Here is a 26812-nt window from a genome sequence, read left to right as displayed (position 1 = left end):
ACCTCTTTTAAAGTTCTTTTCTTTCAATTGCTTGCATAGTAAAGGCTTCAACGATATCGCCTTCTTTGATATCATTAAACTTTTCGAAACTTAATCCACATTCGTATCCTGTATTAACTTCCTTAACATCATCTTTAAATCTCTTTAATGATGAAAGCTTACCTTCAAGTATAACTATGCCGTCTCTTATTATTCTAACTTCAGAATTTCTTACCATCTTACCGTCTAATACGTAAGATCCAGCAATAGTTCCAACATTAGAAATCTTATATGTCTGTCTTATCTCAGCTCTACCAAGTATAACTTCTTTATATTCAGGTTCAAGCATACCTATCATAGCTGATTTTATATCTTCGATAGCATCATAGATAATTCTGTATGTTTTAATATCAACATTTTCTTTTTCTGCTATACTTACTGCATTGTTATCTGGTCTTACGTTAAATCCTATAACAATAGCATTAGAAGCTGTTGCAAGAGTTATGTCTGTTTCAGTTATTGCTCCAACTGCACCATGGATTACTCTTACTCTAACGTCCTCAGTAGATAACTTTTCTAATGATGATCTTATAGCTTCAACCGAACCTTGAACGTCAGCTTTTACTATTATAGCAAGTTCCTTTACTTTTCCTTCTCTTATTTGGCTGTATAAATCTTCAAGAGAAACTCTATTTGAGTTATTAAAGCTTTCTTCACGATTCTTTTCTCTTCTGGATTCTGCCATTTGTCTAGCAGTCTTTTCATCTTTTACTACTATAAATCTGTCACCTGCTGAAGGAACATCAGATAGTCCAAGAACTTCTACTGGTATTGAAGGTCCTGCTAACTTAATCTTTTTACCCTTATCATCAAACATAGCTCTGATTCTTCCATAAGTTGAACCTACTACAATTGAATCTCCAGAATGAAGTGTTCCATTACCGATAAGTAATGATGCAACAGCTCCTCTACCTTTATCAAGCTTAGCTTCAACAACAGTTCCCTTAGCTCTTCTTGCTGGATTAGCTTGAAGTTCAAGCATTTCTGCTGTTAAAACTACCATTTCTAGAAGAGTGTCTATACCTTCACGAGTTTTCGCAGAAACAGGAACGCATATAACATCTCCGCCCCAATCTTCTGATACAAGACCGTACTCTGTAAGTTCTTGTTTAACTCTTTCTATATTAGCTCCTGGTCTATCCATCTTATTTATAGCTACAACCATTGGTACATTTGCAGCTTTACAGTGATTTATAGCTTCAACTGTTTGTGGCATTATACCATCATCTGCAGCTACAACAAGGATAACTATATCAGTAATTTGAGCACCACGAGCTCTCATTGCTGTAAATGCCTCATGTCCTGGAGTGTCTAAGAATGTTATCTTTTGATCGTTAACATTAACAGTATAAGCACCTATGTGCTGAGTTATACCTCCAGCTTCAGATTCAGTTACTTTTGCTTTTCTTATAGCATCAAGTAAAGAAGTCTTACCATGGTCAACGTGACCCATTACTGTTATAATTGGAGGTCTGTTTTCAAGGTTTTCACCATCTTCAGTTTCCTCTTCAAATATTTCTAAAGTAGCTTCTTCTGTTTTCTTTATAACTGAAACTCCATACTTTTCTGCAGCTTTTTCAGCTGTAGCAAAATCTATTTCTTGGTTTATAGCAGCCATAACACCAGTGAAGATTAAAGTCTTTATTACATCAGCACCAGGTTTATTTAACTTTTCAGCTAATTCCTTAACTGTTATTGTATCGCTGATTTCAATAGTACCGCCATCTAATTCAGCAACACCATCTTCATCGTTTGCATCTTCATCATCTGATTTCTTTTTCTTTCTCTTTTTAGCAACATTATTAACTTCTTCAGCAACCATTTCCTCATATTCATCTACGATAGTTTTAGAAACTTCCTCATCATCGTCATCCGAACCTGCTGGAATTATAGTGTGATCACTACCTGCTAGTAGTTCTTTAATAAGTTCTGCATCTTCGTCTTCTATAACACTCATATGATTCTTAACTTCTATGCTAAATTCATCCATAAGCAAAGCGATAAGATCCTTACTTGCTACATTTAATTCTTTTGCTAATTCATATACTCTAATTTTTGACATAGATTCACCCCCGACAAAATTCGTTGGATTTATCAAATATTCTCTTGAATTTGAATTAATTTCTTAGCCATATTTTGTTCAATAACAGCTAATACATTAATCTCACTTCTTCCTAAGCTAAGTCCTAAGTCTTCTTTAGAGAAAACATCAATTGTAGGAATATTTTTTTCTATGCAATATCGCATAAACATATCCTTACTTTTAGGTGAAAGCTCAGTTGAGAATATAAACAAATAAATCTTTTTCTTCTTTAATATTTCTTCACATTTATTGTAACCTTCAATTAAGTTCCCGGATTTTTTTACTAGTCCTAAAAACTGAAGAAACTTATTAACCATTTACAATTTCATCCTTTAAGTTATTATAAATATTCTCATCGATTGTTGTTTCAAGATTTTTATTAAGTCTTTTTGCTTTAAATGCTTTATCTAAGCATTCAACACTTTTACAGATATAAGCTCCTCTACCGGATTTTTTACCTGTCAAATCAACTGATACAACACCCTCTGGACTTTTAACAATCCTTATGAGTTCTTTTTTAGGTTTCATTTCCATGCAACCTGTGCACATTCTCATTGGAATTTTTTTTGGTTTCATTGTAGCACCTCCAAGCTTCAGAACTATTCAGTCTGAGACTTGCTTTTAATATCAATCTTCCAGCCAGTAAGTTTAGCAGCTAATCTTACATTTTGGCCTTCCTTACCTATAGCAAGTGACAATTGATTATCATCTACAACTACCTTAGCAGATTTATTATCTTCATCAATTGTAACATCTAAAACTTTAGCTGGGCTTAAAGCGTTAGCTATATATTCTTCAGGTAATTTACTCCATTTGATGATATCAATTTTTTCATTTTTTAACTCATTAACAATATTTTGAACTCTTGAACCTTTTGGTCCAACACAAGCTCCCATAGGATCAACAGATTCATCAGTTGTATTTACTGCAATCTTAGTTCTTGAACCTGCTTCTCTTGCAATACTCTTAATTTCTACTACACCTTCAAATATTTCAGGAACTTCTAACTCAAAAAGTCTTTTTACAAGTCCTGGATGAGTTCTTGAAACTAAAACTTGAGCACCCTTTGAAGTATTTTTTACTTCTACAATGTAAAGTTTTAACTTTTCATTAAAATTATATTCCTCACCAGCCATTTGTTCATTAGGTCCTAGAATTGCTTCTATTCTTCCTAAATCAACAAAAACATTGCCTTTATCTTTTCTAATTATTGTTCCAGTTATTATATCAAATTCTTTTTGAATGAATTCATTATAGATAATATTTCTTTCTGCTTCCTTAATTCTTTGGATTACTACTTGTTTTGCAAGCTGTGCTGCTACTCTACCAAAGTTTCTTGGAGTTACTTCTATTTCAACAACATCATCTATTTCATATCTAGGATCAATCTCTTTTGCTTCATCAATTGATATTTCTGAAACTTCGTCATAAACAAAATCCACAATTGATTTTTGAGCATAAACATGGATTTCGCCAGTTTCCCTGTTCATACTTACTCTTACATTTTGGGCTGCAGTAGTCGAATTTGCATAATTCTTCTTATATGCAGCTACAAGCGCATCTTCTAAGGTTGTAAATATAAGATCTTCACTTATACCCTTTTCTTTTACAATCTCTTTCAATGCACCTATAAATTCTTCATTCATTTTTTAACCCTCCTTACTAAATCTCCCCTTCGATGTTTACAGACTTTATTTTATCTTTAGAAACAGTAAACTTTTCACTGTTTTCTGCGATAACTAGTGCCTCATCTGTTACTTCTTCAAGTATACCTTTTATGTTTTTTTTGCCATCTACATTTTTAGTGAATTTTATAAATACCTCTGAGCCTACAAATCTTTTATAGTGCTCTTCGGTAAATAACTGTCTATTAAGTCCAGGTGAAGAAACTTCTAAATAATATGGATCTGTTATAGGATCCTTATCATCCAGTATATCACTTATTGTCCTACTTACTTTTTCACAATCAGCTAGAGATATACCTTCTGGCTTATCGATATATATCCTTAAGTAGTATTCGTTGTTTTCCTTTACAAACTCAACGTAATAAAGTTCATACCCAAGTTCATCTACAACAGGCTTGCAAAGGTTATTTAAATTTTCTAAAAGTGCATCTTTTTTCATATCTATCCTCCTTTAAACACCTAGCAATTTTTATTAGTATTCCCAGATAATAAATCTATATTGATTATTATGCAAAAACGCAACTTTCAACAAGTTGCGTTTACAAATAGAAAGAGCGGACTTTTATGCCCACTCTTATCTTGCTCTATTGTAAATAATCTACTAGTCTAATCATAACATAGTAATTATTGGATTACAAGTACTAATTTATATTAGCATAAATGAATATTCTAATTTATTACTTCATTCAGCCAAAACATTCATTATTATATAAGGATTTATGAGTTTTTTTCGTATCTCCCTTTCCTAAGGTATATGAGTAAAACTTGACAGTCAAATAAGTTTTATCTTTTTTTACTATGTAGCTATAAAAATTTCTAAAACTGCTAAAACACCTAAGTTTAACGTCTATAAAAGAATATATTTTTATTTAAAGTTAAAAAAGCGACTAAGTCGCTTTTAAAAATTCTCAATCTCTTTAATCAATTCATTAACTAGGTCTTTTTCATCAACCTTTCTAACTATTTCGCCTTTTTTGAATATTAGTCCTTCACCATTTCCTCCGGCTATTCCAATATCGGCTTCTCGAGCTTCACCAGGGCCATTAACAACACAGCCCATTATAGCTACTTTTATATCTTTCTTGCAAGATGCTAGCTTACTCTCTACTTGTTCTGCTATACTAATCAAGTCGATTTTTGTTCTTCCACATGTTGGACAAGATATGAACTGTATTCCCGATTTAACATATCCGAAAGTTTTAAGTATTTCACGTCCGACTTTAATTTCTTCAACAGGATCTCCTGTCAAAGATACTCTGATGGTATCACCGATTCCTTCAGAAAGCAAAGTACCAATACCTATACTTGATTTAATAGTGCCTCTCCATAATGTTCCGGCTTCTGTAACACCTAGATGAAGTGGATAATTAACCTTCTCTGACATAAGTCTATAGCTATCAATCATCTTCAAGACATCTGCTGATTTTATTGATATTACTATATCATTAAAATTCATCTCTTCAAGTATTTTTACGTGTCCTAGAGCACTTTCTACTAAAGCCTCAGGAGTTGGACTCCCATATTTTTTTAGTAATTCTTTTTCAAGGGATCCTGAATTAACTCCAATTCTTATAGGAATTTCTCTTGATTTTGCAGCTTCAGCCACGAGTCTAACTCTATCAGCATTTCCTATATTTCCAGGATTTATTCTTAGTGCCGAAACCCCATTTTTTATAGATTCTAATGCTAATCTATAATCAAAATGGATATCAGCTACTAATGGAATATTAATACCTTTAACTATATCTTTAATAGCTGCTGCTGCTTCCATATCAGGCACTGCACATCTAACTATATCGCAACCAGCCTCTTCAAGCCTTTTTATCTGTTCGATAGTACTTTTAACATCTCTCGTATCTGTGTTAGTCATAGATTGTACTGATACGGGCGAATCTCCACCTACAAATACACTTCCAACTCTAACTTTTTTTGTTTGCTTTCTGTCCATAAAACCATCTCCTACAAATTAACTGGGAACAATATATCCTTAACTGTTACTAAAAGCATTAACAGCATAAGTAGTGAAAATCCTACAAAGTTTAGTGCACCTACAACTTTATCAGGAACTTTCTTTCTTGTTATCAGTTCAAATAATAACATAATAATCCATCCTCCATCAAGTGCTGGAAATGGTAGTAGATTAAATACTGCAAGCTGAACACTTAAGTAAGCTGTAAACCATATTAAAGTTACTATACCACTTTTAGCTGCAGTCCCTGTCATTTTAACTATAGTTACCGGCCCACCAACATCAGTTTTTAGGTTAGCTTTGCCTGTGAAAATTGTCTTTAAAGCAGAAAATGTTTGCTTAACCCATGAAGCTGTTCCCTTGAAGCTATACTTAACACTTTGAATAATAGAAGGATTCTCAACAAAATCATTAGTTATACCTATCATTAAAATTCCATCACTATTTTTAGTTGGTACTATACTAAAGTTCTTAGTTTCACTTCCTCTTTTTAATTGAACATCTACAGCATTACCTTTTGACATGGCTATCTCATATGTTAAATCATCTTTAGTAAGCACTGTAGAATTATTGACTTTAGTGATTTTGTCACCTTGCATTAATCCTGCTTTAGCCGCCGGAGAATCCTTTACAACATCCTTTACAACAGGTATTGCATATCCATTGCTAAATGTAAAAATACTAAATAAAACTATTGCTAGCACATAATTCATAAATGCTCCAGCAAATATTATAGAAATTCTTTGAAGTGGAGACTTTGACATGAATCCTCTATTATCATTAGTGGTTTCTTCTTCACCATACATTTTTACATATCCACCTACAGGTAGAGCCTTAATCATATATTCTGTTTCTTTACCTTTAATACTAAAAAGTTTAGGACCCATTCCTATAGAAAATTCATCTACCTTTACCCCGTTGAGCTTTGCTAAAGTAAAATGTCCCAGTTCGTGAATTAATATTAATAAACTAAATGCAATAACCGCAAAAACTATATACACAGCAATTCCTCCTATTCATACTTTTTAAATACATATTCTCTTACTTCTTTATCTGTAGCATTTACATTTTCTAAAGTTACTTCTTTGTTGTGGTCGAACTTATTCATACATTCTTCAACAACATCTCCAATTTCTAAAAATTCAATTCTACTATCCAAAAACAAACTTACGCATGCTTCATTTGCAGCATTAAGTATGCAAGGCATAAGCTTTCCAAGCTTCCCAGCTTTAAATGCAAGATCTAGACATTTAAAGGTTTGCAAATCTGGAGTTTCAAATGTTAAAGTGCTCAAAGTCTTAAAGTCTAATGCACCTCCAATATTGCTTTTCCTAATCGGGTAATTTAATGCATATTGAATAGGAAGTTTCATGTCTGGAGTTCCAAGTTGTGCTATTATAGCTCCATCTTCATATTGAACCATAGAGTGAATAACTGACTGAGGATGAATTACCACCTCAATTTTGTCGTAGCTACAATTATAAAGCCAATGTGCTTCTATTACTTCTAATCCTTTATTCATAAGAGTAGCAGAGTCAATTGTTATCTTAGGTCCCATTGACCAGTTAGGATGTTTTAATGCATCTTGTACAGTAACACTCTTCAAATCATCTACTTTTTTTCCTCTGAAAGGTCCACCAGAGGCAGTAAGTAATATTTTATCAATTCTGTTCATATCATTCCCTTGAAGACTTTGAAAGATTGCACTATGTTCTGAATCTACTGGAAGTATATTAACATTGTTCTTTCTCGCTTCTGACATAACTAATTCACCGGCAACTACTAAAGTTTCTTTATTTGCCAATGCTATAGTTTTTCCTGCCCATATAGCGTTTAAAGTAGGTTCTAATCCTATCATGCCAACAACTGAAGTAACAACAATATCAACTTCTCTATGTGTTGCAACTTTATTCAGTCCTTCAATACCAAAGTTTACTTCTATATCATACCCTTTTTTAGTACAATAATCCAAAATTATGTTGTAAGCTTCAAAATCCGTCATAGCAACAGTCTTAGGCAAAAATTCATCTATTATATTCATGATACTCTGAGTACTTCTATTTGCACTTATTCCTATTAATTTAAAATCATCTTTATGGAACCTTAATACATCTAAGGTTTGAGTACCTATAGAACCAGTTGCCCCTAATATAGCTATATTTTTCATGTAAATTCCTCCTGAGTTGAACTGATTATTATGTTTTTAGCTAGAAGTATATATAGTGGGCCTGATATGATACCTATTATTCCAAATAGTTGAATTCCTATATATATTGAGATAAGTGCAAGTATAGGATGAATATCTAGTTTATCTCCAATAAATTTAGTTTCAAGAATTTCTCTATTTATCTGAATTAAAATGTATAATACCACCAATCCAAAAGCTATAAAATACTCCTTTAATACAATATTGTATATTATTAGTGGAATAAATACAATAATTGTTCCTACATAAGGAAGTATATCAAGCATTCCACATATAATAGCTAACAAAAACGGCTCTGGTACTTTAAAAAAGATAAAGCCAATTAATGTTTCCAAAGTACTAATTAACGCAAGCATTATTTCAATAGCGGCTAGCTTTTTTAACTTCAAAATAGACTGTCCTATATTATTTATTACTGAGGTTGGTAAAAACGAATAAAAAACTCTCTTCATTACAATCTCATCTACGAGCAAAAAGTAAACACAAATATTAGCAATAACATATGATACAATACTTTCAGATGTGTATGCAGCGCCTTTTCTTATAATCGAGCTATCAATCAGATTACTTCCATTATTAAATATATGTCCACTACCACTTACTGTAATTAAATTAATAAAATCACCATAAAAAGCTCGTAGCTTGTCTATATTTAAAATAACATATTTTTGAAAAAGCAGAATTATATTGTTGCTCAAATAAAATATGATAATAAATAAAAGTAAATTTAATACAATTATACTAAAAGCTGCTGATAATTTAAATGATTTTGTAACTTTTGAAAAAAACTTTTGTGAAGGTTTTGCAAGTAAGTATAAAACCACAATATATAAGAATGGATTAAAATAATTTTTAACTAGATATGACACTAGTAAAACTATAATCAATAAAATTAATAATTGAATTAACTTCGCGTATTCTTTTAACATTTTCATTCCTTTCTAAAGATATACAACTACGAATGGTAATATATTTTAAGACTCTAATGGTTCTGGTGAGATCTTTTAAAAATATAAATTCTATTACGAAGCGATATCTTTATATAAATGCTAATTAGCAATTTAAATAAAGATCTAATTTATCCTTCATTTAAAATATGCGCATTTATATTTATATAATTACTTTAGTTAATTATATTAATAAGAATACAAGTATATTAATAAAAAATAAGTGAAATAAAAAAACTCATAGTGCATTTCTGCATTATGAGTTCAAATACATATAAATGAAGCACTTCGTAGTCAAATTTACATTTGCAAATTGAAGTATTTCATCTTTATTAAAATCTAGTTAACTTTACATAATATAAATTATATAGATAATACTAGGTGAAGATACATGTATATTATAGTTGAAGCAAATAATATACTATCAAATCTATCAAGTATTCCACCATGACCTGGTATAAGATTGCTGTAATCTTTTATGCCTACATATCTCTTTATAGAGGATGCTATTAAATCTCCAAATTGACAGAACACCCCACATAATAGTCCTATTATTATATAATGATAAAAAGGTATATTATGTATAAAAGAGTTTATGAAATATCCATAAACTGATAAGGCTAAAGTGCTACCAAATAATCCACCTATAGAACCAGCAATAGTTTTCTTAGGACTCACTTTAGGGCAAAGCTTTCTTTTCCCTAAATATTTTCCTGTATAGTAAGCTACGGTATCACAAAGCCACGATGCTAAGAATATCAACCATACTAGAAACTTACCATTAGGCATAGCGTTTATCAGATAAATAAAACTGAAAAAAACGCCTACATATAGAAATCCTAGAATAGTTAACGAAACATCTATAAATGTATATTTTGTATTAATAACTGGTATACAAAATAAAATAATTAGTGCTATTATCAGCAGGTACACTAACTTCTCTATATCTGCGTTTATAAAGTAATAGCAAATTAAGAGAATATATCCAACTGGCCATATCGGGTTAAAGTCTTTAACTTTCATCGTTTTATAAAATTCGTACATACCAATCATCGATATTAAAATTGTGAAGTACTTCAAGTATACTCCACCAAGAAATATAAAAATTAGTATTGGGGCAATTATTAATGCACCTAGATATCTATTGTTTGATTTCATAACATCACCTCAGTTATTTTATGCCGCCAAATCTTCTATCTCTATTCTGATAATCGTAAATAGCTTTATGAAGATCTGACTCTGAAAAATCAGGCCAATTTATATTGGAATACCAAAACTCCGAATAAGCACATTGCCAAAGCAAAAAGTTACTTAATCTTTGTTCTCCACTTGGTCTAATAATTAAATCTGGATCTGGCATACCTTTGGTATACATATGAGATGAAATTACTTCTTCATCAATGTCTTCAATTTTTAGCTTTCCATCTTTTATATCCTGTGCTATTTTTTTTATTCCATCTATTATTTCAGATCTTCCACCATAATTCAAGGCAAGATTCATAACTATACCTGTATTATCTTTGGTTTTTTCGTATGCACTTATAAGTTCCTTACTACATCTTTGAGGTAGCTTGGAAATATCACCTATATGATTGATAACTACGTTGCTTTTATTAAGTTCGTCAAACTCTTTCTTTAAGTATTCAACTAATAAATCCATTAAAGCACTGACTTCATCCTTCGGTCTTTTCCAATTTTCTGTAGAGAAAGCATACAGCGTTATATACTTAACGCCCAATTTGTCACATTCTTTAATAATTCTACGGATAGTTTCTACACCAGCCTTATGACCTAGAGTTCTTGGAAGATTTCTTTGCTTCGCCCATCTCCCATTTCCATCCATAATTATAGCTATATGTTTCGGAATATTATCATAATTTAAATCTATACTTTCATCATTACTTATAGCGCTTCTCTTTTTTAAGAAGTCAAACATATTTTTACACTCCTATAAGAAGATTTATGACATTATTAATAGTATCAATATTTTCTTCATACAAATATATTTTATACAAATTTTATTTAAAGAGAAAAAAAACCTGCTAAAGAAGCAGGTTTTAAACTGTCATAATCTCTTTTTCCTTATCTGCCACCATTTTATCTATTTCTTTCACATAACTATCTGTTATTTTTTGTATATCTTCTTCAGCTTTTTTAATTTGATCTTCAGAAATTTCTCCATCTTTCTTTAAAGATTTAACTTTATCATTAGAGTCTCTTCTGATTGACCTTAGAGCAACTTTAGCGTCTTCTCCAGATTTTTTAACATTTTTCACTAGGTTTTTTCTAGTTTCTTCAGTAAGTTCTGGAACTAGTAGTCTGATTATTGTACCATCATTAGTTGGATTAATGCCTAAATCTGACTTTAATATAGCTTTTTCTATTTCCTTTAAAAGTGATTTTTCCCAAGGAGTAATCACAAGTAGTCTTGGTTCTGGAGCAGAAATATTAGCAACTTGATTTAAAGGACACATACTTCCATAATAGTCAACTTGTATTCTATCAAGCATAGTTGGATTAGCTCTTCCAGCTTTCATTGTAGTTAAATCAGAGTGTAAAACTGTTAAAGTTTTTTTCATTTTTTCTTCAGATGCTTTTATAATATCCTTAATCATCATAAACCTCCTTATTTATTACAAACTAAAGTACCAATTGTTTCTCCACATGCGGCCTTTTTTATATTTCCTGGCTCGTCAAGTCCAAACACAAGTATTGGAATACTATTATCCATGCATAGTGAAGTCGCTGTAGAATCCATAACTTGAAGACCTTGTTCTAACACTTGAATGTATGATAAAGTATCATATTTTTTAGCGTCATTGTACTTATGTGGGTCTTTATCATAAACTCCATCAACTTTTTTAGCTAAAAGTATAACATCTGCTTCTATTTCAGCTGCTCTTAAAGCTGCAGTTGTATCAGTAGAGAAATACGGGTTACCAGTTCCTGCTGCAAATATTACAACTCTGCCTTTTTCAAGGTGTCTCATAGCTCTTCTTCTTATAAAAGGTTCTGCTACTTCTTTCATTTCGATTGCAGTCTGAACTCTAGTAAGTACACCTAAACCTTCTAGTGAATCTTGAAGCGCAAGTGCATTTATGCAAGTTGCTAACATTCCCATATAGTCAGCAGTAGTTCTGTCCATTCCTTCTCCACTTCTGCCTCTCCATATATTTCCGCCACCAACTACAGCGCCTACCTCAATGCCCATATCTACAAGCTCTTTTATTTCACTAGCTATTCTTGTTGCTACGTTAAAATCGATTCCAAACCCATTATCACCAGCTAGAGCTTCACCGGAAAGTTTTAGTATTACTCTTCTATATTTAGCTTCCATTACACAACCTCCACCATGTAGTATATATTTATTTTTTAAAAAAAGAGAACACGGTGTGTTCTCTTTTGTTTTACTATTTTCCTTGAACTTGCTTTGCAACTTCTTCTGCAAAGTTTTCTTCTTTCTTATCTATACCTTCTCCTCTTTCATATCGAACGAAAGTATTGATGTTGATTGGAGAACCAACTTCTTTAGATTTCTCTTGTAAGTATTTAGTTATAGTCTTATCACCATCTTTTACCCATGGTTGTTCAACTAAGCATACTTCTTTATAGTATTTTTGAATTCTTCCTTCAACCATTTTATCAACGATCTTTTCAGGCTTTCCTTCATTAAGAGCTTGAGCTCTGTATATTTCTTTTTCTTTTTCTAAAGATTCAGTATCAACTTGAGTTTTATCTAAGAATAAAGGATTTGCGGCAGCAACTTGCATACAAAGTTCTTTAGCAACTTCTTCTAAAACTGGACTAGCAGTTTCACATCCTAGTTCAACTATAACACCAATTCTACCACCACCATGGATGTAGCTTTGAGTTATTCCGTTTTCAACTGAGAACTTTTGGAATCTTCTTACTGTCATGTTTTCGCCTAATTTAGCGATTAGAGCAGTTAAGAATTCTTGAACTGTTTGCTCTTCGTTGTATTTTTGAGCTACAAACTCTTCAACTGTAGCAACAGTAGTAGTTGAAACCATTTCAGCTAACTTACCAGCAAAAGCTACAAATTCTTCATTAGCAGCAACGAAGTCAGTTTCACAGTTAACTTCAACGATACCAGCGCTCTTCTTGTCATCTGATATGTAAGTCTTAACTATACCTTCAGCAGCAACTCTGCCAGCTTTTTTAGCAGCAGCAGCTAATCCTTTTTCTCTTAATACTTCTACAGCTTTGTCCATGTCGCCGTTTGTTTCTGTAAGAGCCTTCTTACAGTCCATCATTCCAGCGCCAGTTCTTTCTCTTAATTCTTTAACAGCTTGAGCAGTTATCATGCTAATTCCTCCCTAAAATGTTAATTTTAAAGGTAAATGAAGACTTGCTTCACCTACCCATATATAATTATTCAGCTAATTGTTCGCCTTGTCTTCCTTCAATAATAGCATCAGCCATTTTTGCAGTTATAAGTTTTACAGCTCTTATAGCATCATCATTTCCAGGTATAACATAATCAACTTCATCTGGATCACAGTTAGTATCAACTATTGCTACTACTGGTATACCAAGAATCTTAGCTTCTGATATAGCGTTCTTTTCTTTTCTTGGATCAACAACGAATAATGCACCTATGTTAGTAGCATCTAAGTTTCTGATTCCTCCAAGATTTTTTTCTAACTTTTCCATTTCGTTCTTAAGATTAGTAACTTCTTTCTTAGGTAGAACATCGAATATACCATCTTGTTCCATTTTTTCGATTTCAGCTAATCTGTTGATTCTAGTCTTAATAGTGTTAAAGTTAGTTAGCATACCACCAAGCCATCTATTATTAACAAAGTGCATGTTTGATCTAGCGCCTTCTTCTTGAATAGCTTCTTGTGCTTGCTTCTTAGTACCAACGAAAAGTATATCTTTACCTTCTGTTGCTACTTCTTTAATGAAGTCATAAGCTTCTTCAACTTTCTTTACTGTCTTTTGAAGATCTATTATATATATTCCGTTTCTTTCTGTGAATATATAAGGAGCCATCTTAGGGTTCCATCTTCTTGTTTGATGTCCAAAATGAACACCAGCTTCTAATAATTGTTTCATTGAAATAACTGACATAAAAGTACCTCCTAAATTTTGGTTGTTTCCTCCACTATCATCATATTTTTAGAGATTCCCTAAAAGGGCACCACTCCAACAATTCGATAATGTGTGTATTTTCTTACCTTAGACAGTATATCATAAGGTTTACTGTCAAGCAATATAAATTTGTAAAATTATTGATTAATGTAAAAAAAATTGCTGAAGCGACTTTCTTTATTAATTTTTTTGCGTACCCACTTTTCCAAATGTATATGAGGAAAACTTGGCAGGTGACACATTCTTACTTTTGTTATTTAACTTATATCATGTTTTAAGTCTACTAACTCATACTTAACCAAAAATCTAATGAATTGTAATTTTTAAAGAATAAAAAATAAGAGGGAAATATCCCCCTTATAATTATTGACTATTTTATTTTCTTTAATTCATCAAGTAATTTTTCATTAAGGATTCTAATGTGAGTTCCCTTCATTCCTAATGAACGCGACTCAATAACTCCAGCACTCTCAAACTTTCTTAAAGCATTTACTATAACAGATCTTGTTATTCCAACCTTGTCCGCAATTTTTGATGCAACTAGTAAGCCTTCATTTCCATCTAATTCATCAAAAATATGTTCAACGGCTTCAAGCTCTGAATAGGAAAGTGTTCCAATAGCTAATTGAACTACTGCTTTCTTTCTTGCTTCATCCTCGATTTCATCTTGTTTAGATCTAAGAATTTCTAACCCTACTATTGTTGCACTATATTCTACTAATACTAAATCTTCATCAGTAAATGGTTCCTTAAATCTTGCAAGCAGAAGTGTTCCTAATCTTTCTCTGTTTCCAATTATAGGAACGATTGTAGAAAGCTTGTCCGACATCATGCATTCACCTTCACCCTCAAAAACGCATTGTCCTTTGTTAGGAAGGTTTGCTAATGTATCTCCTATGTTTAATAGCTTATTATTATATTCTTCTGGAAATCTCTTATCATCCAATATCTTTCTTTTCATTATGTCACATTCAAAGCTATCTGAAAAAGTATATCCTAGTATTTTTCCTTTTCTACTTGATATGTACACGTTACAGGCTAATACTTCACTTAATAATTTACAAATATCTTCGAAAGCTAAAGGTTCAGTACCTGATTTTTGCAAAATTTTATTTAACATTCTTGTTTTGTTTAGTAGAGTTGACATTAAATTCCTCCTCAATAATACCGATGTTTATAATACAGGGTTTTAATTTAATACACACATAGCACGTACCAATTTAAAATTGTAAAAAAATTAAAACCCTGAAAATATTTTTCGAATTTTTTGAATAGTTCAAATTTTAAAAAATTTCACATCCAAGTCTATCTTAGCATACAAAAAAACTTATTTCAACAGTCTTTTCCGCTATTTCGACATATAATTCTACTTTTCATCATTTTGAACAGGAACTTTATTGCCACATTCTTTATTTGTGCACTCTAAATACTTGCCTTTACTTTTACTATATCTTACAACCATATTCGAATTGCAATGGTTACATTTTTCTTTTGCAGGTTCATACCAACTAACAAAAGAACATTCTGGATAGTTAGAGCAGCCATAGAACTTATTACCTTTTTTACTCTTCTTAACAACTACCTTGCCATTACAAAGTGGACAATTAGCGTCAATTTCTTCAACTATTGGTTTAGTATTTTGACACTCAGGATATCCGGGACAAGCTAAGAAGTTACCAAAGCGTCCTTGCTTTATGACCATCATCTTACCACATTTATCGCATTTAACATCACTTACTTTATCTTCTATCACTACTTTTGAAACTTCTTTTTCTGCCTTGTCTAATGCTTCCTTTAATGGCCCAAAGAATTCATCAACAATTTCTTCCCATTCTACTTTTCCTTCTTCGATACAATCAAGCTTATTTTCCATATCAGCTGTAAAGTCAGCATCAACAATTTGTTTAAAGTAATCACTCATAATAGTGTTTACAATAATACCCAGCTCAGTTGGGAAAAGATTCTTCTTTTCTCTTTGTACATATTTTCTACTTAAAATAGTAGATATTGTTGGCACATAGGTACTTGGTCTTCCGATTCCATTTTCCTCTAGTACCTTAACAAAAGAAGCTTCAGTATATCTTGGTGGTGGTTGAGTAAAATGTTGTTTACCTATTATACTATCATAGTTTAAAACTTCATTTTCCTCTATTTCTGGAAGTAATACACTTTCATCATCTTCATCAGTTGTATACTCATATACCTTCATGAAGCCATCAAATTTAATGGTTGATCCAGTAGCTCTTAACTTGTAGTCACCATTATTTATATCTATAGTATTAGTGTTCAAAACACATGATGCCATTTGGCTTGCTATAAACCTTTCCCAAATAAGCTTATACAACTTATATTGCTCTGCTGATAGATTATCTTTTGCAACTTCAGGTGTTATCTCAACTACTGATGGTCTTATTGCTTCATGAGCATCTTGTATATTTTTTTTACCTCTATATACTCTTGGACTTTCAGGTATATAGCTATTGCCGTAAATGTCACCAATAAATTGTAAAGCACTATCTTGAGCTTCCTTAGATATTCTTACAGAATCAGTTCTCATATACGTTATAAGTCCCACTGTTCCATACCCTTTAACTTCAACACCTTCATAAAGTTGTTGAGCTATCGACATAGTTCTCTTAGTTTGAAAGTTAAGTTTTCTACTAGCGTCCTGTTGAAGAGTACTTGTTGTAAAAGGTGGCAGGGGATTTTTATTCTTTGTTCCCTTTTTAACTTTTGCAACTATAAAATCGTTTTTCTTTAGCTGCTCTATTGTTTTATTTGCTTCTTCTTCAGTAGCTATTTCAAATTTCTTTCCTTTAAGTGTTGCTATCTTAACATTGAACTTCTTATTTTTCTTTTCTAATTTTATATCAACAGTCCAATATTCTTTAGATTCAAATTTGTTTATCTCATCTTCTCTATCACATATCAATTTTAAGGCTGCTGATTGTACTCTACCAGCACTTAGTCCCCACTTAACATTTCTCCAGAGAATAGGACTTATTTCATAACCAACCAGTCTATCTAAAACTCTTCTTGCTTGCTGAGCATCTACTAGGTTTTGATTAATAGTCCTTGGATGCTTTATAGAATTTTTAACAGCATTTTTAGTAATTTCGTGAAATTCAACTCTACATGTATCCATATCAGGTATCTTTAATATATTAGCTAGATGCCAAGATATAGCTTCCCCTTCTCTATCGGGGTCAGTTGCCAAGAATATCTTATCACTTTTCTTTGCAAGTTTTTTTAGCTTATCTAATAAATCCCCTTTACCTCTTATGGTTATATACTTGGGATTATAATTATTATCAACGTCAACCCCTAACTGACTTTTAGGAAGATCTCTTATGTGTCCCATAGAAGCTTCTACAACATAATTCTTACCTAAATATTTACTAATTGTTTTTGCCTTTGCAGGCGATTCTACTATTACAAGATTTTGACCCATTTTTTACTCCTCAAAAACTTTGGAGTGTTCACCCCCTAGTTTTAAATATTTTTAACATAATAATTTCCTAAAATACACATAATTTCATTATTAAATTGCATTTCAAATAATAACTCATAAATCATTGAGGTGTCAATATCTGTGTTTCTTATAATTTCATCAATATGAGTAGGTTTATCATTTAATAACCTTATTATTTGGGCTTTTAAGGTATCACTAAAATTTTTATTTTTTTTCATATTGATATCAAGACTGTCTAATAAAGTTATTGTATCTAATATAGGGGCAGCACCGTCTCTTATTAGTTTATTTGTACCTTTACTTTGAGGTGAATAAATTGTTCCTGGTACTGCTAAAACATCTTTACCTTGTTCTAATGCATAATTTGCTGTAATTAGTGAACCACTCTTCTCATTTGCCTCTACTACTATGACAGCTTTGGATAGACCGCTAATTATTCTATTGCGTCTAGGAAAATTATAAGGTAAAGGTTTAGTTCCTGGAATAAACTCCGATATAAGACAACCGTTTACTGCTATATTTTCATATAAAATTTTATTATAAGCTGGATATATTACATCAATACCACAACCTAATACTCCACAGGTGACTCCTTTGTTTTCTAAAACACTCTTATGAGCTTCTGAATCTACTCCATAGGCTCCACCACTAATTATACAGGTATCATATCTGCTTAATTCCCTGCAAATAAACTTTGTAACTTCTCTCCCGTAGGACGTACATTTTCTTGAGCCTACTACTGCTATATTAATCTTTTTATTTAAAATGTCAATATCCCCTTTATAAAATAAACAATAAGGAGCATCCTTTATATTTCTTAAAGAACCAGGATATCTGTCTTCTGTATATGTTACAAGTCCGATATTATTTTTAATTATGTATCTAGTAAGTTTAGTTATATCTTCTTCTGAAATATTATAATTAATCTTTTTATTTACTAGTTTTTCAGTTTTATAACGATTTAATTTTATATTTCTATAAATAGTTTCTTCATCTATATATTCATCCAGTAGACTTAATTTTATACTATCACTTATAGGTAACATGGAAAACCAAATTTTATAAAAATCCAAAATAAATTTCTCCTTTATATTATCTGTCCATCAAAAAACTTTCTATAACTTAAAGCTTCGATTATCGATGATTTTTTTACATTCTTATCATCATTTAAATCAGCTATAGTTCTTGAGACTTTTAAAATTTTATCCAGACCTCTTGTGCTTATTCTGTATTTGTCATAAATCTTCTCTATTAAATCTAAGCATTCGTTGTTTAACTTTATATATTTTTTTATTTGCCTATGATTTAATTGTGAATTGAAATTCACTCCTATATCTTTGTATCTTATCTGTTGCAGATTTCTTGCCTTCATAACTCTTTCTTTTATATCTTTAGAACTCTCTCTTCTCGAATTACTCATTAGTTCATTAAAAGGAATTTGAACCACTGATACATATAAGTCTATTCTATCTGCTATTGCTTTTGATAATTTTTTTTGATACTTAATTTTTTCTGAATCAGTACAAATACAACTTGAAAATCCACTCTTATCAAGGCCTTTTGCGCAAGGACACTGATTGGTTGCGCCGATAAAAATAAAATCAGCAGGGTATGTTATTTTACCAGAAAGTCTTGATATTTGTATCAATTTTTCTTCTAAAGGTTCTCTTAGACATTCAAGAACTCTTCTATCAAATTCTAATAGCTCATCTAAGAATAATACCCCTTTGTGCGCAAGGCTAATCTCCCCTACTGCCAATTCTCTCCCGCCACCAATAAGGGTATTTTTAGGTGTTGTATGATGAGGATTTCTAAATGGTCTTACATCAACAAAACCATTTTTATTTTTCAAGTTCCCAGAAACGCTATATATTTTTGTGACCTCTAAGCATTCCTCATAGCTCAAATCTGGTAGTATAGAAGATAATCTCTTAGCCAGCATTGTTTTTCCAGAACCAGCTGGTCCATACAGCATAATATTATGATTAGATGCTGCAGAAATTTCTAAAGCTCTTTTTGCAGATTCGTTACCATATACATCACTAAAATCATATTCCATTACATGAGAATTATTAAACTTAATCACTTCACTATGCTTTATTGGTAATTGATCTTCGTAAACTAGAAATTCTGTAACTTGCTTTAAACTCTTAAAGGGATATATATTTCCATTCTTTATTAACGATGTCTCTTCTATATTTCCTTGAGGTATAATATAATTATCTATTCTTCTATTCTTACCTTCTAATATAATAGGTAAACACCCATTCACAGCGTTTATTTCACCATTTAACGATAATTCACCTACTAGCATGTATTTATTATGATCACTTATTGTAATCTGATTGCTTTCTAGAAGAATGCCAATAGCTATTGGCAGATCTAAAAGAGTACCTATCTTTTTTATGTCAGCAGGGGCTAGATTAACCACTACTCTTCCAAGAGGAAATTCATATCCACTATTTATTACTGCAGAACGAACTCTTTCTTTAGACTCTTTTATAGACATATCTGGCAGCCCAACTATAGAAAATGAGGGTAATCCTTTATTAATATCCACTTCTACATATACAACTTCACCATCAATACCGTTAAACGATGCACTTATTATTTTTGTTGCCATCTCAATCACCTCTTTAATGATTATTGACCATTTTTAATTTTAATAACAAAAAAGTTATTTTTTTGTTTCAACAGGCAATAATATTAAAAATATATTAATGAGGAGATAATAAAATGAAAAAGCTGAACAAATCCATAGGAAACGCGGGAGAGAATATAGCTTATAATCTTCTTTTAAGTGAAGACTACAATATTATTAAGAAAAATTTCAATTGCAGAACTGGAGAAATAGATATAATTGGATGGGATAAAGAAATACTTTGTTTTATCGAAGTAAAAACAAGATACGACTTAGGATTTGGGAGTCCAATGGAAGCCGTATCTTTCAGTAAAGTACTAAGCATAAAAAAAGTTGCCAAATACTTTATTCACAAATATCAATTATATAATGTAAATGCTCGATTTGATATCATAGAGGTATATCTAAACCATAGAAATGCAGATATTAAGACTAATCTAATAAAAGATGCATTTAGATAAACAGAATTTCTGTTACAAAATGCATCATATTAATAGATCACTTATGCTATTAGAATTATTTTTTAGATAGTATGTTATTGAGAAATGACATCCTATGAATTTCACATGTTCCTATTGCGTGAATTGCGTCTACATGCTTTTGTGTTCCGTAACCTACATTATCCTTAAAACTATATCCAGGATATATAAGATCATATTCTTTCATCAGTCTATCTCTATAAACTTTAGCTATTATAGAAGCACATGCAATAGAGGCGCTTTTTGCGTCTCCTTTTATTACAAATTTATTAGGTTTGTTCAAATTTCTAACTGGATATCCGTCAGAAAGAACTAATTGAGGCTCTATAGGCAAGGTTTTACAAGCATCTAAAAAAATCTTGTTATTACAATGAGCTATTCCGAGTGTGTCTATTTGCCTATTATCACACACAGTTATACTATAGGCTAGTGCCTTTTCTCTTATGATTACATCTAATTCTTCACGTCTTTGCTCACTTAATGCCTTAGAATCCTTTATGCCTAAAATTATATCTCCTAAGTTGTTTAGGTCTAAAATTACAGCTGCGCCTACTATAGGGCCAGCAAGAGGTCCTCTGCCAACTTCATCAACCCCTGCAATGTATCTAAAATTACTAAATTGCTTATCAAACATGTACATAGCTCTAACTCTATCGTACTCTGCTTCTTCTTTTTTAATTGAGGTATCAATTTTTTTAGCTAATGCAAGTACGTTCTTTCTTTTATCACCAGAAAGAATATCAATAACCTCTGACAGCTCTTCTCTATTACTCAGATTAATGGGTAATGATGCTACTAATCCTTTAACATCATTAAAACTAATATTATGTAAGTTTTCTTTCAAATAAATAATACTATCCTTCAATTTCTTCGCCTTTCCAAGGATTCTCTAAAGATACATTACCTATCTTTCCGCCTCTAAATTCATCTAATATAATAGAAGCTATTCTGTTGTAATCAATCTCTCCACCAGATACAATTGCACCTCTTTTTCTAGCAATCATATTTAAAGTATCAATTGGTTCTTCAGCAACTGCTTCTAATTTATATCTAACTTTTAGTAATTCAGGATTAGTATTCTGTAATCTTTCTACTAATTTTAGTGAAAGTTCTTCTGTATCCATAATTTCATCTTTAATAGCTCCAGTAAAAGCTAAATTCAATGCCACTTCCTCGTCTTCAAACTTTGGCCAAAGCACTCCAGGAGTATCAAGAAGCTCAATACCGATAGCTGTTTTAATCCACTGTTTATTTTTAGTAACTCCAGGTCTATCTCCAGTTTTTGCTATATTATTTCTTGCCATCTTATTAATAAAAGTAGACTTTCCAACGTTAGGAATACCTACAACCATAACTCTTGTTATAATCTTAGCTAATCCTTTAGCTTTTAATCTTTCATGTTTTTCTTTTAGTAGTTCCATTAATGCAGGTTTAATATTTTTTATACCGTCACCCTTCAGACAATTAACCTCAATAGCTCTTATTGATTCACTCTTTAAAGCATTAATCCATGCTTTAGTAGTCTTGTTATCAGTAAGGTCACTTTTATTAAGTAGAATTAATCTAGGTTTATCTTTACATAATTCATCTATGTCAGGATTTGCACTGGATTTAGGAATTCTAGCATCTCTAATTTCAATAACAGCGTCTACTAACTTCAAATTTTCTTTAATCTCTCTTTTGGTTTTCACCATATGGCCAGGAAACCAATTTATCGCCATAAAATCATTCCTTTCTTATTCAAAACATATCATATATACATGAATCACTTCAGACTTAAATTTATATTTTCAAATTCTCCTCTCAGAACCCAGAAGAGCTTTGAAAATAGATTTCAGATTGAAGTGTTTCATCTTTAGGTAATGCTTAAAAGCATTATCTATACATTCATATATTCATATACTAATAACTTCATATAAGTGCGTAGATATATCAATATACGAATGTACATTATATATATCTTACAAGTTTAAATATAACAATTAGTTTAATATATATAGTATAACTATCTCTTTATGAACTATGATATCATTAACTTTAAATTAAATTTTATAATAAACTTATTTTTATAATAAAAAACGGAGCTAAATTAGCCCCTGTCTTTTAATTAAATATTAGATTAATTCTTTAACCTTAGCCGCCTTACCTACTCTATTTCTTAGGTAGAATAACTTAGCTCTTCTTACTTTACCTCTTCTTGTAACTTCAATCTTCTCTATGATTGGAGCATTTAGTGGGAAAGTTCTTTCAACGCCAACGCCATAAGCTATTCTTCTAGCAGTGAAAGTTTCTCTTAATCCACCATTTTGTCTCTTAATTACAACACCTTCGAAAACTTGGATTCTTTCTCTTGTACCTTCTTTAACTTTTACGTGAACCTTAACAGTGTCACCTACGTTAAATTGAGGTAAATCAGTTCTGATTTGTTCTTGTTCTATTGCTCTTAATATTTCGTTCATGTGCATTCCCTCCTTAGTAATAATGTGACGTTCTTACCATATGTAAATACGACAGAGGACCGCCCGTACTAGCACAATGGTAATTTTAACACATGTAATTTATTTAATCAACATTTTTTTCTTATTCTTTAAGTAGCTTAATATCTTCTTTAGTGAGTTTTATACTTTTAAATAAATCAGGACGTCTTTCCTTAGTAATCCTAAGCGACATTTTCCTTCTCCATTTTCTTATGTTTTCGTGATGTCCGGATACAAGAACACTTGGAACCGACTCATCTTCAAAAACTTCCGGTCTAGTATACTGAGGATGTTCTAAAAGACCACTATAAAATGACTCCTCAACAAAACTTTCCTCACTACTTAAAACTCCTGGAATCAATCTGCAAATACTATCTATTATAGGTATAGCAGCCATCTCTCCTCCGGTAAGTACAAAGTCACCTAAGGATAATTCTAAATCAAAATATTTATAAGCTCTCTCATCTATTCCTTCATAATGTCCGCAAACAAAAATAACTTCATCTAACTTAGATATTTCTTTCGCAACTTCCTGATTGAAGGTCTTACCTCTAGGTCCTAAAAAAATTACTTTCCCATTATTATTCTTCTTTACAGCTTTAATGCATTCTACTACAGGTTGAGCGCTCATAACCATACCGGCGCCACCACCATATGGATAATCATCTACTTTTTTATGTTTACTGGCTGAAAAATCTCTAATATTAGTAGTGGTAATATCTAAAACACCACTATTTCTTGCTCTACCTATTATACTATGTTCAAACACACTAAACATTTCTGGGAAAAGGGTAAGAATATTAATCTTCATCTTGCCATTCTCCTGAAGGTTTTATTATAATCTTCTTTTCTCCAATATTTATATCGAGAACTATTTCTTTTAATACAGGAATCAATATCTCTTTATTGCCTTTTACCCAATAAACATCATTACTTCCTGTTTGTATTACATCGTATACATCACCATAGCTAAATCCATCTGTATCAGAAACCTTACACCCGATTAAATCAGATATAAAATATGTATCTTCTGGAAGTTCAACGGCATTTTTTCTAGTAACTCTAATATACTTTTGCTTTAATTTTTCAGCATCATTCATGGTATCAATACCTTTTATTTTAACTATAACTCTATCTTTTTGATATTTAACCCATTCAATTTCAGCCTTTTTATCATCGATAAAAACTTCTTTTAGATCATCAAATCTATTTACATCATCAGTTAGAGGATAAACTTTAACTTCTCCTTTAATTCCATGAGTATTAACTATTTGACCTACGTTAAAAAATTCATTCATAAAATCACCTCGTAAACCATTTTAAGAGTATGTGGAAAAAGAGCTAGGAAGCCCTAACTCTTATTAGATAATTTCAACAACAACTCTTTTATTGTCTTTTACTGCTGCAGCTTTAACAACTGTTCTTATAGCTTTAGCAATTCTACCTTGTTTTCCTATAACCTTACCCATATCTTCAGGAGCAACCTTAAGCTCTATTATTATAGATTGCTCTCCAGCTACTTCATTAACCTGAACTGAGTCAGGGTTATCAACAAGTGATTTAGCAATAACTTCTACTAGTGTCTTCATAAACAATCTGCTTTAGGGGAATCCTAAGCAGAATTCACCTCCTAAAAGCTTTTACTTGCTTATTCCAGCTTTAACAAAAAGTCTTTTAACTATTTCAGTAGGTTGAGCACCGTTGTTTAACCACTTTGCAGCCTTTTCAGCGTCAATTTTAACTTCAGCCTCAGGTTGAACGATTGGGTTATAGTATCCTATTTCTTCGATGAATCTTCCGTCTCTTGGACTTCTTGAATCAGCTACTACTACTCTGTAGAAAGGAGCTTTTTTAGATCCCATTCTTCTTAGTCTTATCTTTACTGCCATTAATTTCACCTCCTTTTAAGGATATTGATATATTTTAACTAAAGAAAGGCATTTTACCAAACAAACCTTTTTTAGTATTTTTTTGCATTGATTTAAATTGCTTCATTTGTTTCTTCATCATTTCAAAGCCTTTTAAAAGCTTATTTATTTCTTGAATTGTTGTACCAGAACCTACAGCTATTCTCTTCTTTCTTGAAGAAGAACTTGAAATCAGATTAGGACTTTTTCTTTCTTTTGCAGTCATTGACTGAATGATTGCTTTAACTCTTCCCATTTGATTTTCGCTGTCTGAAAGGTCTAGCCCCTCAAGTTGCTGAGTATTTACTCCTGGCATCATCTCCAGTAGCTTATTGATAGGTCCAAGCTTTTTCATCTGCTCCACTGCACTTAGATAATCATCGAAGTTAAATTCTTGACTTAACATTCTTTCACTAAGTTGTTGAGCTTCCTTCTCATCAATTGCTTGCTGAGCTTTTTCTATAAGTGACAAAACATCACCCATACCAAGAATTCTTGAAGCCATTCTATCTGGATGGAACACTTCAATATCATTCATTTTTTCACCAATACCAGCAAACTTTATAGGTTTTTCAGTAATGCTTCTGATTGAAAGAGCAGCACCACCTCTAGTATCACCATCAAGCTTTGTAAGTATTGTTCCAGTAACATCTAATGATGCATTAAAAGTTTCAGCAACATTTACAGCATCTTGACCAGTCATCGAATCAACAACAAGTAAGATTTCATTAGGGTTCACTGATGTCTTTATATCTTTAAGTTCCTGCATAAGTTCTTCATCAATATGAAGTCTACCAGCAGTATCAATAATAACTAAATTATATCCATGTTCTTTAGCATGAGCTACTCCTGCTTTAGCTATATCAACAGCCGGCACTTTATCCCCCATAGAGAACACAGGAATATCTATTTGCTTACCAACAACCTCTAATTGTTTAATAGCAGCTGGTCTATAAATATCACAAGCAACTAATAAAGGTTTCTTGTTTTTCTTTCTCATGTGAAGAGCAAGCTTTCCACACATAGTTGTTTTACCTGCACCTTGAAGACCTGCCATCATAAAAACTGTTGGTCCGTTGTCTGCATAGTTCAGCTTACTTTCAGTATTTCCCATTAAAGATGTTAGCTCATCATTAACTATTTTTATAACTTGTTGTCCTGGTGTAAGGCTTTCTAACACTTCAGATCCTACGCATTTTTCACTTACAGTTGCAATAAACTTTTTAACAACTTTAAAGTTTACGTCAGCCTCAAGTAATGCGAGCTTAACCTCTCTCATGGCTTCTTTTATATCTTTCTCAGTTAGTTTACCTTTTCCTTTGAGCTTTTTAAGCGTATCTTGTAATTTAGACGCTAAACCTTCAAAAGCCATGTTACCCCTCCTACGAATTAATAATTTCATCTAGCATTTCATCTATATCTTCTACTAATTCTTTTGACAACATATATTCGTTAGTAAGTTTTTTTATTAGGTCATTTTTCTTAGATTTTCTTATCTTGCTTTTTTCCACAAGCTGTAGCTTTTCTTCGTAATTAATAAGTTGTTTATCACATCTCTTAATTAAATCATGAATAGCTTGACGACTTGTATTATTTATCTCAGCAATCTCTGCTAATGAAAAATCATCATTATAATACATGAACATTATATCTTTCTGTTTCTCAGTTAATAAGTCTATGTAGTAATCTAATAACAGAGAAATCTCAAACCTGTCTTCCATATAATCACCTTACTCACAAAGAATATATTATCAAAAGAAAATACACCTGTCAAGTATTTTTACTTAACAGT

General features: G+C 31.6%; 29 protein-coding genes. 1 reads left to right on the top strand and 28 read right to left on the bottom strand.

Features of this window, described 5'->3' with window-relative positions:
* Nucleotides 1-7: 7 nt before the first annotated feature.
* The 19 genes from infB to JHL18_RS08375 all read right to left on the bottom strand — a co-directional run bounded on the left by infB (nucleotide 8) and on the right by JHL18_RS08375 (nucleotide 20139).
* On the bottom strand, nucleotides 8-2101 hold the full coding sequence (gene infB / locus JHL18_RS08465) for a translation initiation factor IF-2 (RefSeq protein WP_200268102.1): 2094 nt from the start codon (nucleotides 2099-2101) through the stop codon (nucleotides 8-10).
* A 32-nt stretch (nucleotides 2102-2133) separates the two neighbouring features.
* Complete coding sequence (locus JHL18_RS08460; RefSeq protein ID WP_200268100.1) at nucleotides 2134-2439, bottom strand: ribosomal L7Ae/L30e/S12e/Gadd45 family protein; 306 nt, start codon at nucleotides 2437-2439, stop codon at nucleotides 2134-2136.
* Entirely contained in the window at nucleotides 2432-2698 is a 267-nt protein-coding gene (rnpM, locus tag JHL18_RS08455) for an RNase P modulator RnpM (protein ID WP_183277398.1), read from the bottom strand. Before rnpM ends, JHL18_RS08460 begins: the two co-directional genes overlap by 8 nt.
* Before the next feature lie 23 nt (nucleotides 2699-2721).
* Nucleotides 2722-3768 carry a transcription termination factor NusA gene (nusA, locus tag JHL18_RS08450; RefSeq protein ID WP_200268098.1) on the bottom strand — a complete coding sequence of 349 codons (1047 nt, stop codon included), beginning with the start codon at nucleotides 3766-3768 and terminating at the stop codon, nucleotides 2722-2724.
* A 16-nt stretch (nucleotides 3769-3784) separates the two neighbouring features.
* On the bottom strand, nucleotides 3785-4246 hold the full coding sequence (gene rimP / locus JHL18_RS08445; RefSeq protein WP_200268096.1) for a ribosome maturation factor RimP: 462 nt from the start codon (nucleotides 4244-4246) through the stop codon (nucleotides 3785-3787).
* 459 nt (nucleotides 4247-4705) lie between these two features.
* Nucleotides 4706-5755 (bottom strand): flavodoxin-dependent (E)-4-hydroxy-3-methylbut-2-enyl-diphosphate synthase, encoded by a 1050-nt coding sequence (gene ispG / locus JHL18_RS08440; protein WP_200268094.1) that lies wholly within the window; start codon nucleotides 5753-5755, stop codon nucleotides 4706-4708.
* Nucleotides 5756-5766: 11 nt separating this feature from the next.
* A complete protein-coding gene (gene rseP, locus JHL18_RS08435; RefSeq protein WP_200268092.1) occupies nucleotides 5767-6777 on the bottom strand; it encodes an RIP metalloprotease RseP in 1011 nt (336 codons plus the stop codon).
* Between the two features lie 11 nt (nucleotides 6778-6788).
* On the bottom strand, nucleotides 6789-7943 hold the full coding sequence (dxr, locus tag JHL18_RS08430; RefSeq protein WP_200268090.1) for a 1-deoxy-D-xylulose-5-phosphate reductoisomerase: 1155 nt from the start codon (nucleotides 7941-7943) through the stop codon (nucleotides 6789-6791).
* Nucleotides 7940-8911: an AI-2E family transporter gene (locus tag JHL18_RS08425; RefSeq protein WP_200268089.1), complete on the bottom strand. Its 972-nt coding sequence runs from the start codon at nucleotides 8909-8911 to the stop codon at nucleotides 7940-7942. Before JHL18_RS08425 ends, dxr begins: the two co-directional genes overlap by 4 nt.
* 381 nt (nucleotides 8912-9292) lie before the next feature.
* Nucleotides 9293-10087, bottom strand: a complete 795-nt coding sequence (locus JHL18_RS08420; protein WP_200268087.1) for a phosphatidate cytidylyltransferase — start codon at nucleotides 10085-10087, stop codon at nucleotides 9293-9295.
* 13 nt (nucleotides 10088-10100) lie between these two features.
* Entirely contained in the window at nucleotides 10101-10865 is a 765-nt protein-coding gene (locus JHL18_RS08415) for an isoprenyl transferase (protein WP_200268085.1), read from the bottom strand.
* A 121-nt stretch (nucleotides 10866-10986) separates the two neighbouring features.
* The gene (frr, locus tag JHL18_RS08410; protein ID WP_200268083.1) at nucleotides 10987-11544 is read right to left on the bottom strand and encodes a ribosome recycling factor; all 558 of its coding nucleotides are present in this window, start codon (nucleotides 11542-11544) and stop codon (nucleotides 10987-10989) included.
* Nucleotides 11545-11555: 11 nt separating this feature from the next.
* Nucleotides 11556-12266 carry a UMP kinase gene (gene pyrH, locus JHL18_RS08405; RefSeq protein WP_183277408.1) on the bottom strand — a complete coding sequence of 237 codons (711 nt, stop codon included), beginning with the start codon at nucleotides 12264-12266 and terminating at the stop codon, nucleotides 11556-11558.
* Nucleotides 12267-12339: 73 nt separating this feature from the next.
* The gene (gene tsf, locus JHL18_RS08400; protein WP_200268081.1) at nucleotides 12340-13254 is read right to left on the bottom strand and encodes a translation elongation factor Ts; all 915 of its coding nucleotides are present in this window, start codon (nucleotides 13252-13254) and stop codon (nucleotides 12340-12342) included.
* Between the two features lie 67 nt (nucleotides 13255-13321).
* Nucleotides 13322-14023 carry a 30S ribosomal protein S2 gene (gene rpsB / locus JHL18_RS08395; protein ID WP_200268079.1) on the bottom strand — a complete coding sequence of 234 codons (702 nt, stop codon included), beginning with the start codon at nucleotides 14021-14023 and terminating at the stop codon, nucleotides 13322-13324.
* Nucleotides 14024-14414: 391 nt separating this feature from the next.
* Complete coding sequence (codY, locus tag JHL18_RS08390; RefSeq protein WP_200268077.1) at nucleotides 14415-15191, bottom strand: GTP-sensing pleiotropic transcriptional regulator CodY; 777 nt, start codon at nucleotides 15189-15191, stop codon at nucleotides 14415-14417.
* Between the two features lie 219 nt (nucleotides 15192-15410).
* On the bottom strand, nucleotides 15411-17495 hold the full coding sequence (topA, locus tag JHL18_RS08385) for a type I DNA topoisomerase (RefSeq protein ID WP_200268075.1): 2085 nt from the start codon (nucleotides 17493-17495) through the stop codon (nucleotides 15411-15413).
* Nucleotides 17496-17536: 41 nt separating this feature from the next.
* A complete protein-coding gene (gene dprA, locus JHL18_RS08380; RefSeq protein WP_200268073.1) occupies nucleotides 17537-18589 on the bottom strand; it encodes a DNA-processing protein DprA in 1053 nt (350 codons plus the stop codon).
* 14 nt (nucleotides 18590-18603) lie between these two features.
* Nucleotides 18604-20139 carry a YifB family Mg chelatase-like AAA ATPase gene (locus tag JHL18_RS08375; protein WP_200268065.1) on the bottom strand — a complete coding sequence of 512 codons (1536 nt, stop codon included), beginning with the start codon at nucleotides 20137-20139 and terminating at the stop codon, nucleotides 18604-18606.
* A 113-nt stretch (nucleotides 20140-20252) separates the two neighbouring features.
* On the opposite strand from JHL18_RS08375, the gene JHL18_RS08370 reads away from it, so the two are divergent.
* Nucleotides 20253-20618: a YraN family protein gene (locus JHL18_RS08370; RefSeq protein WP_200268063.1), complete on the top strand. Its 366-nt coding sequence runs from the start codon at nucleotides 20253-20255 to the stop codon at nucleotides 20616-20618.
* Between the two features lie 55 nt (nucleotides 20619-20673).
* On the opposite strand, the gene JHL18_RS08365 is transcribed toward JHL18_RS08370, so the two are convergent.
* From JHL18_RS08365 to JHL18_RS08325, 9 genes are all read right to left on the bottom strand, one after another.
* Nucleotides 20674-21489, bottom strand: a complete 816-nt coding sequence (locus tag JHL18_RS08365) for a ribonuclease HII (protein ID WP_200268169.1) — start codon at nucleotides 21487-21489, stop codon at nucleotides 20674-20676.
* Between the two features lies 1 nt (nucleotide 21490).
* Complete coding sequence (gene ylqF, locus JHL18_RS08360) at nucleotides 21491-22357, bottom strand: ribosome biogenesis GTPase YlqF (RefSeq protein WP_200268061.1); 867 nt, start codon at nucleotides 22355-22357, stop codon at nucleotides 21491-21493.
* A gap of 393 nt (nucleotides 22358-22750) precedes the next feature.
* A complete protein-coding gene (gene rplS, locus JHL18_RS08355; RefSeq protein ID WP_183277417.1) occupies nucleotides 22751-23095 on the bottom strand; it encodes a 50S ribosomal protein L19 in 345 nt (114 codons plus the stop codon).
* Between the two features lie 121 nt (nucleotides 23096-23216).
* Nucleotides 23217-23924: a tRNA (guanosine(37)-N1)-methyltransferase TrmD gene (gene trmD / locus JHL18_RS08350; RefSeq protein ID WP_200268059.1), complete on the bottom strand. Its 708-nt coding sequence runs from the start codon at nucleotides 23922-23924 to the stop codon at nucleotides 23217-23219.
* A complete protein-coding gene (gene rimM / locus JHL18_RS08345) occupies nucleotides 23914-24411 on the bottom strand; it encodes a ribosome maturation factor RimM (RefSeq protein ID WP_200268056.1) in 498 nt (165 codons plus the stop codon). The genes trmD and rimM overlap by 11 nt, the downstream gene beginning before the upstream one ends.
* Before the next feature lie 63 nt (nucleotides 24412-24474).
* On the bottom strand, nucleotides 24475-24702 hold the full coding sequence (locus JHL18_RS08340; protein WP_200268054.1) for a KH domain-containing protein: 228 nt from the start codon (nucleotides 24700-24702) through the stop codon (nucleotides 24475-24477).
* 51 nt (nucleotides 24703-24753) lie between these two features.
* The gene (gene rpsP / locus JHL18_RS08335) at nucleotides 24754-25002 is read right to left on the bottom strand and encodes a 30S ribosomal protein S16 (protein ID WP_200268053.1); all 249 of its coding nucleotides are present in this window, start codon (nucleotides 25000-25002) and stop codon (nucleotides 24754-24756) included.
* 34 nt (nucleotides 25003-25036) lie between these two features.
* Complete coding sequence (gene ffh, locus JHL18_RS08330) at nucleotides 25037-26392, bottom strand: signal recognition particle protein (RefSeq protein ID WP_200268051.1); 1356 nt, start codon at nucleotides 26390-26392, stop codon at nucleotides 25037-25039.
* Nucleotides 26393-26402: 10 nt separating this feature from the next.
* Nucleotides 26403-26741, bottom strand: coding sequence for a putative DNA-binding protein (locus JHL18_RS08325; protein WP_183277423.1), 339 nt, complete (start codon nucleotides 26739-26741; stop codon nucleotides 26403-26405).
* Between the last annotated feature and the right edge of the window lie 71 nt (nucleotides 26742-26812).

It is taken from the genome of Clostridium yunnanense (genome assembly GCF_016595795.1).
GTDB lineage: Bacteria > Bacillota > Clostridia > Clostridiales > Clostridiaceae > Clostridium_AR > Clostridium_AR yunnanense.
The sequence above is the reverse complement of the archived record's forward strand: the minus strand, read 5'-3'. Positions and strand labels throughout refer to the sequence as shown.

Excerpts from the sequence above, each read along its gene's own strand:
- infB (WP_200268102.1), bottom strand. The coding sequence starts at position 2,101 with ATGTCAAAAATTAGAGTATATGAATTAGCAAAAGAATTAAATGTAGCA.
- JHL18_RS08460 (WP_200268100.1), bottom strand. The coding sequence starts at position 2,439 with ATGGTTAATAAGTTTCTTCAGTTTTTAGGACTAGTAAAAAAATCCGGG.
- rnpM (WP_183277398.1), bottom strand. The coding sequence starts at position 2,698 with ATGAAACCAAAAAAAATTCCAATGAGAATGTGCACAGGTTGCATGGAA.
- nusA (WP_200268098.1), bottom strand. The coding sequence starts at position 3,768 with ATGAATGAAGAATTTATAGGTGCATTGAAAGAGATTGTAAAAGAAAAG.
- rimP (WP_200268096.1), bottom strand. The coding sequence starts at position 4,246 with ATGAAAAAAGATGCACTTTTAGAAAATTTAAATAACCTTTGCAAGCCT.
- ispG (WP_200268094.1), bottom strand. The coding sequence starts at position 5,755 with ATGGACAGAAAGCAAACAAAAAAAGTTAGAGTTGGAAGTGTATTTGTA.
- dxr (WP_200268090.1), bottom strand. The coding sequence starts at position 7,943 with ATGAAAAATATAGCTATATTAGGGGCAACTGGTTCTATAGGTACTCAA.
- JHL18_RS08425 (WP_200268089.1), bottom strand. The coding sequence starts at position 8,911 with ATGTTAAAAGAATACGCGAAGTTAATTCAATTATTAATTTTATTGATT.
- JHL18_RS08420 (WP_200268087.1), bottom strand. The coding sequence starts at position 10,087 with ATGAAATCAAACAATAGATATCTAGGTGCATTAATAATTGCCCCAATA.
- JHL18_RS08415 (WP_200268085.1), bottom strand. The coding sequence starts at position 10,865 with ATGTTTGACTTCTTAAAAAAGAGAAGCGCTATAAGTAATGATGAAAGT.
- frr (WP_200268083.1), bottom strand. The coding sequence starts at position 11,544 with ATGATTAAGGATATTATAAAAGCATCTGAAGAAAAAATGAAAAAAACT.
- pyrH (WP_183277408.1), bottom strand. The coding sequence starts at position 12,266 with ATGGAAGCTAAATATAGAAGAGTAATACTAAAACTTTCCGGTGAAGCT.
- tsf (WP_200268081.1), bottom strand. The coding sequence starts at position 13,254 with ATGATAACTGCTCAAGCTGTTAAAGAATTAAGAGAAAGAACTGGCGCT.
- rpsB (WP_200268079.1), bottom strand. The coding sequence starts at position 14,023 with ATGTCAGTTATTTCAATGAAACAATTATTAGAAGCTGGTGTTCATTTT.
- codY (WP_200268077.1), bottom strand. The coding sequence starts at position 15,191 with ATGTCAACTCTACTAAACAAAACAAGAATGTTAAATAAAATTTTGCAA.
- topA (WP_200268075.1), bottom strand. The coding sequence starts at position 17,495 with ATGGGTCAAAATCTTGTAATAGTAGAATCGCCTGCAAAGGCAAAAACA.
- JHL18_RS08375 (WP_200268065.1), bottom strand. The coding sequence starts at position 20,139 with ATGGCAACAAAAATAATAAGTGCATCGTTTAACGGTATTGATGGTGAA.
- JHL18_RS08370 (WP_200268063.1), top strand. The coding sequence starts at position 20,253 with ATGAAAAAGCTGAACAAATCCATAGGAAACGCGGGAGAGAATATAGCT.
- ylqF (WP_200268061.1), bottom strand. The coding sequence starts at position 22,357 with ATGGCGATAAATTGGTTTCCTGGCCATATGGTGAAAACCAAAAGAGAG.
- rplS (WP_183277417.1), bottom strand. The coding sequence starts at position 23,095 with ATGAACGAAATATTAAGAGCAATAGAACAAGAACAAATCAGAACTGAT.
- trmD (WP_200268059.1), bottom strand. The coding sequence starts at position 23,924 with ATGAAGATTAATATTCTTACCCTTTTCCCAGAAATGTTTAGTGTGTTT.
- rimM (WP_200268056.1), bottom strand. The coding sequence starts at position 24,411 with ATGAATGAATTTTTTAACGTAGGTCAAATAGTTAATACTCATGGAATT.
- JHL18_RS08340 (WP_200268054.1), bottom strand. The coding sequence starts at position 24,702 with ATGAAGACACTAGTAGAAGTTATTGCTAAATCACTTGTTGATAACCCT.
- rpsP (WP_200268053.1), bottom strand. The coding sequence starts at position 25,002 with ATGGCAGTAAAGATAAGACTAAGAAGAATGGGATCTAAAAAAGCTCCT.
- ffh (WP_200268051.1), bottom strand. The coding sequence starts at position 26,392 with ATGGCTTTTGAAGGTTTAGCGTCTAAATTACAAGATACGCTTAAAAAG.
- JHL18_RS08325 (WP_183277423.1), bottom strand. The coding sequence starts at position 26,741 with ATGGAAGACAGGTTTGAGATTTCTCTGTTATTAGATTACTACATAGAC.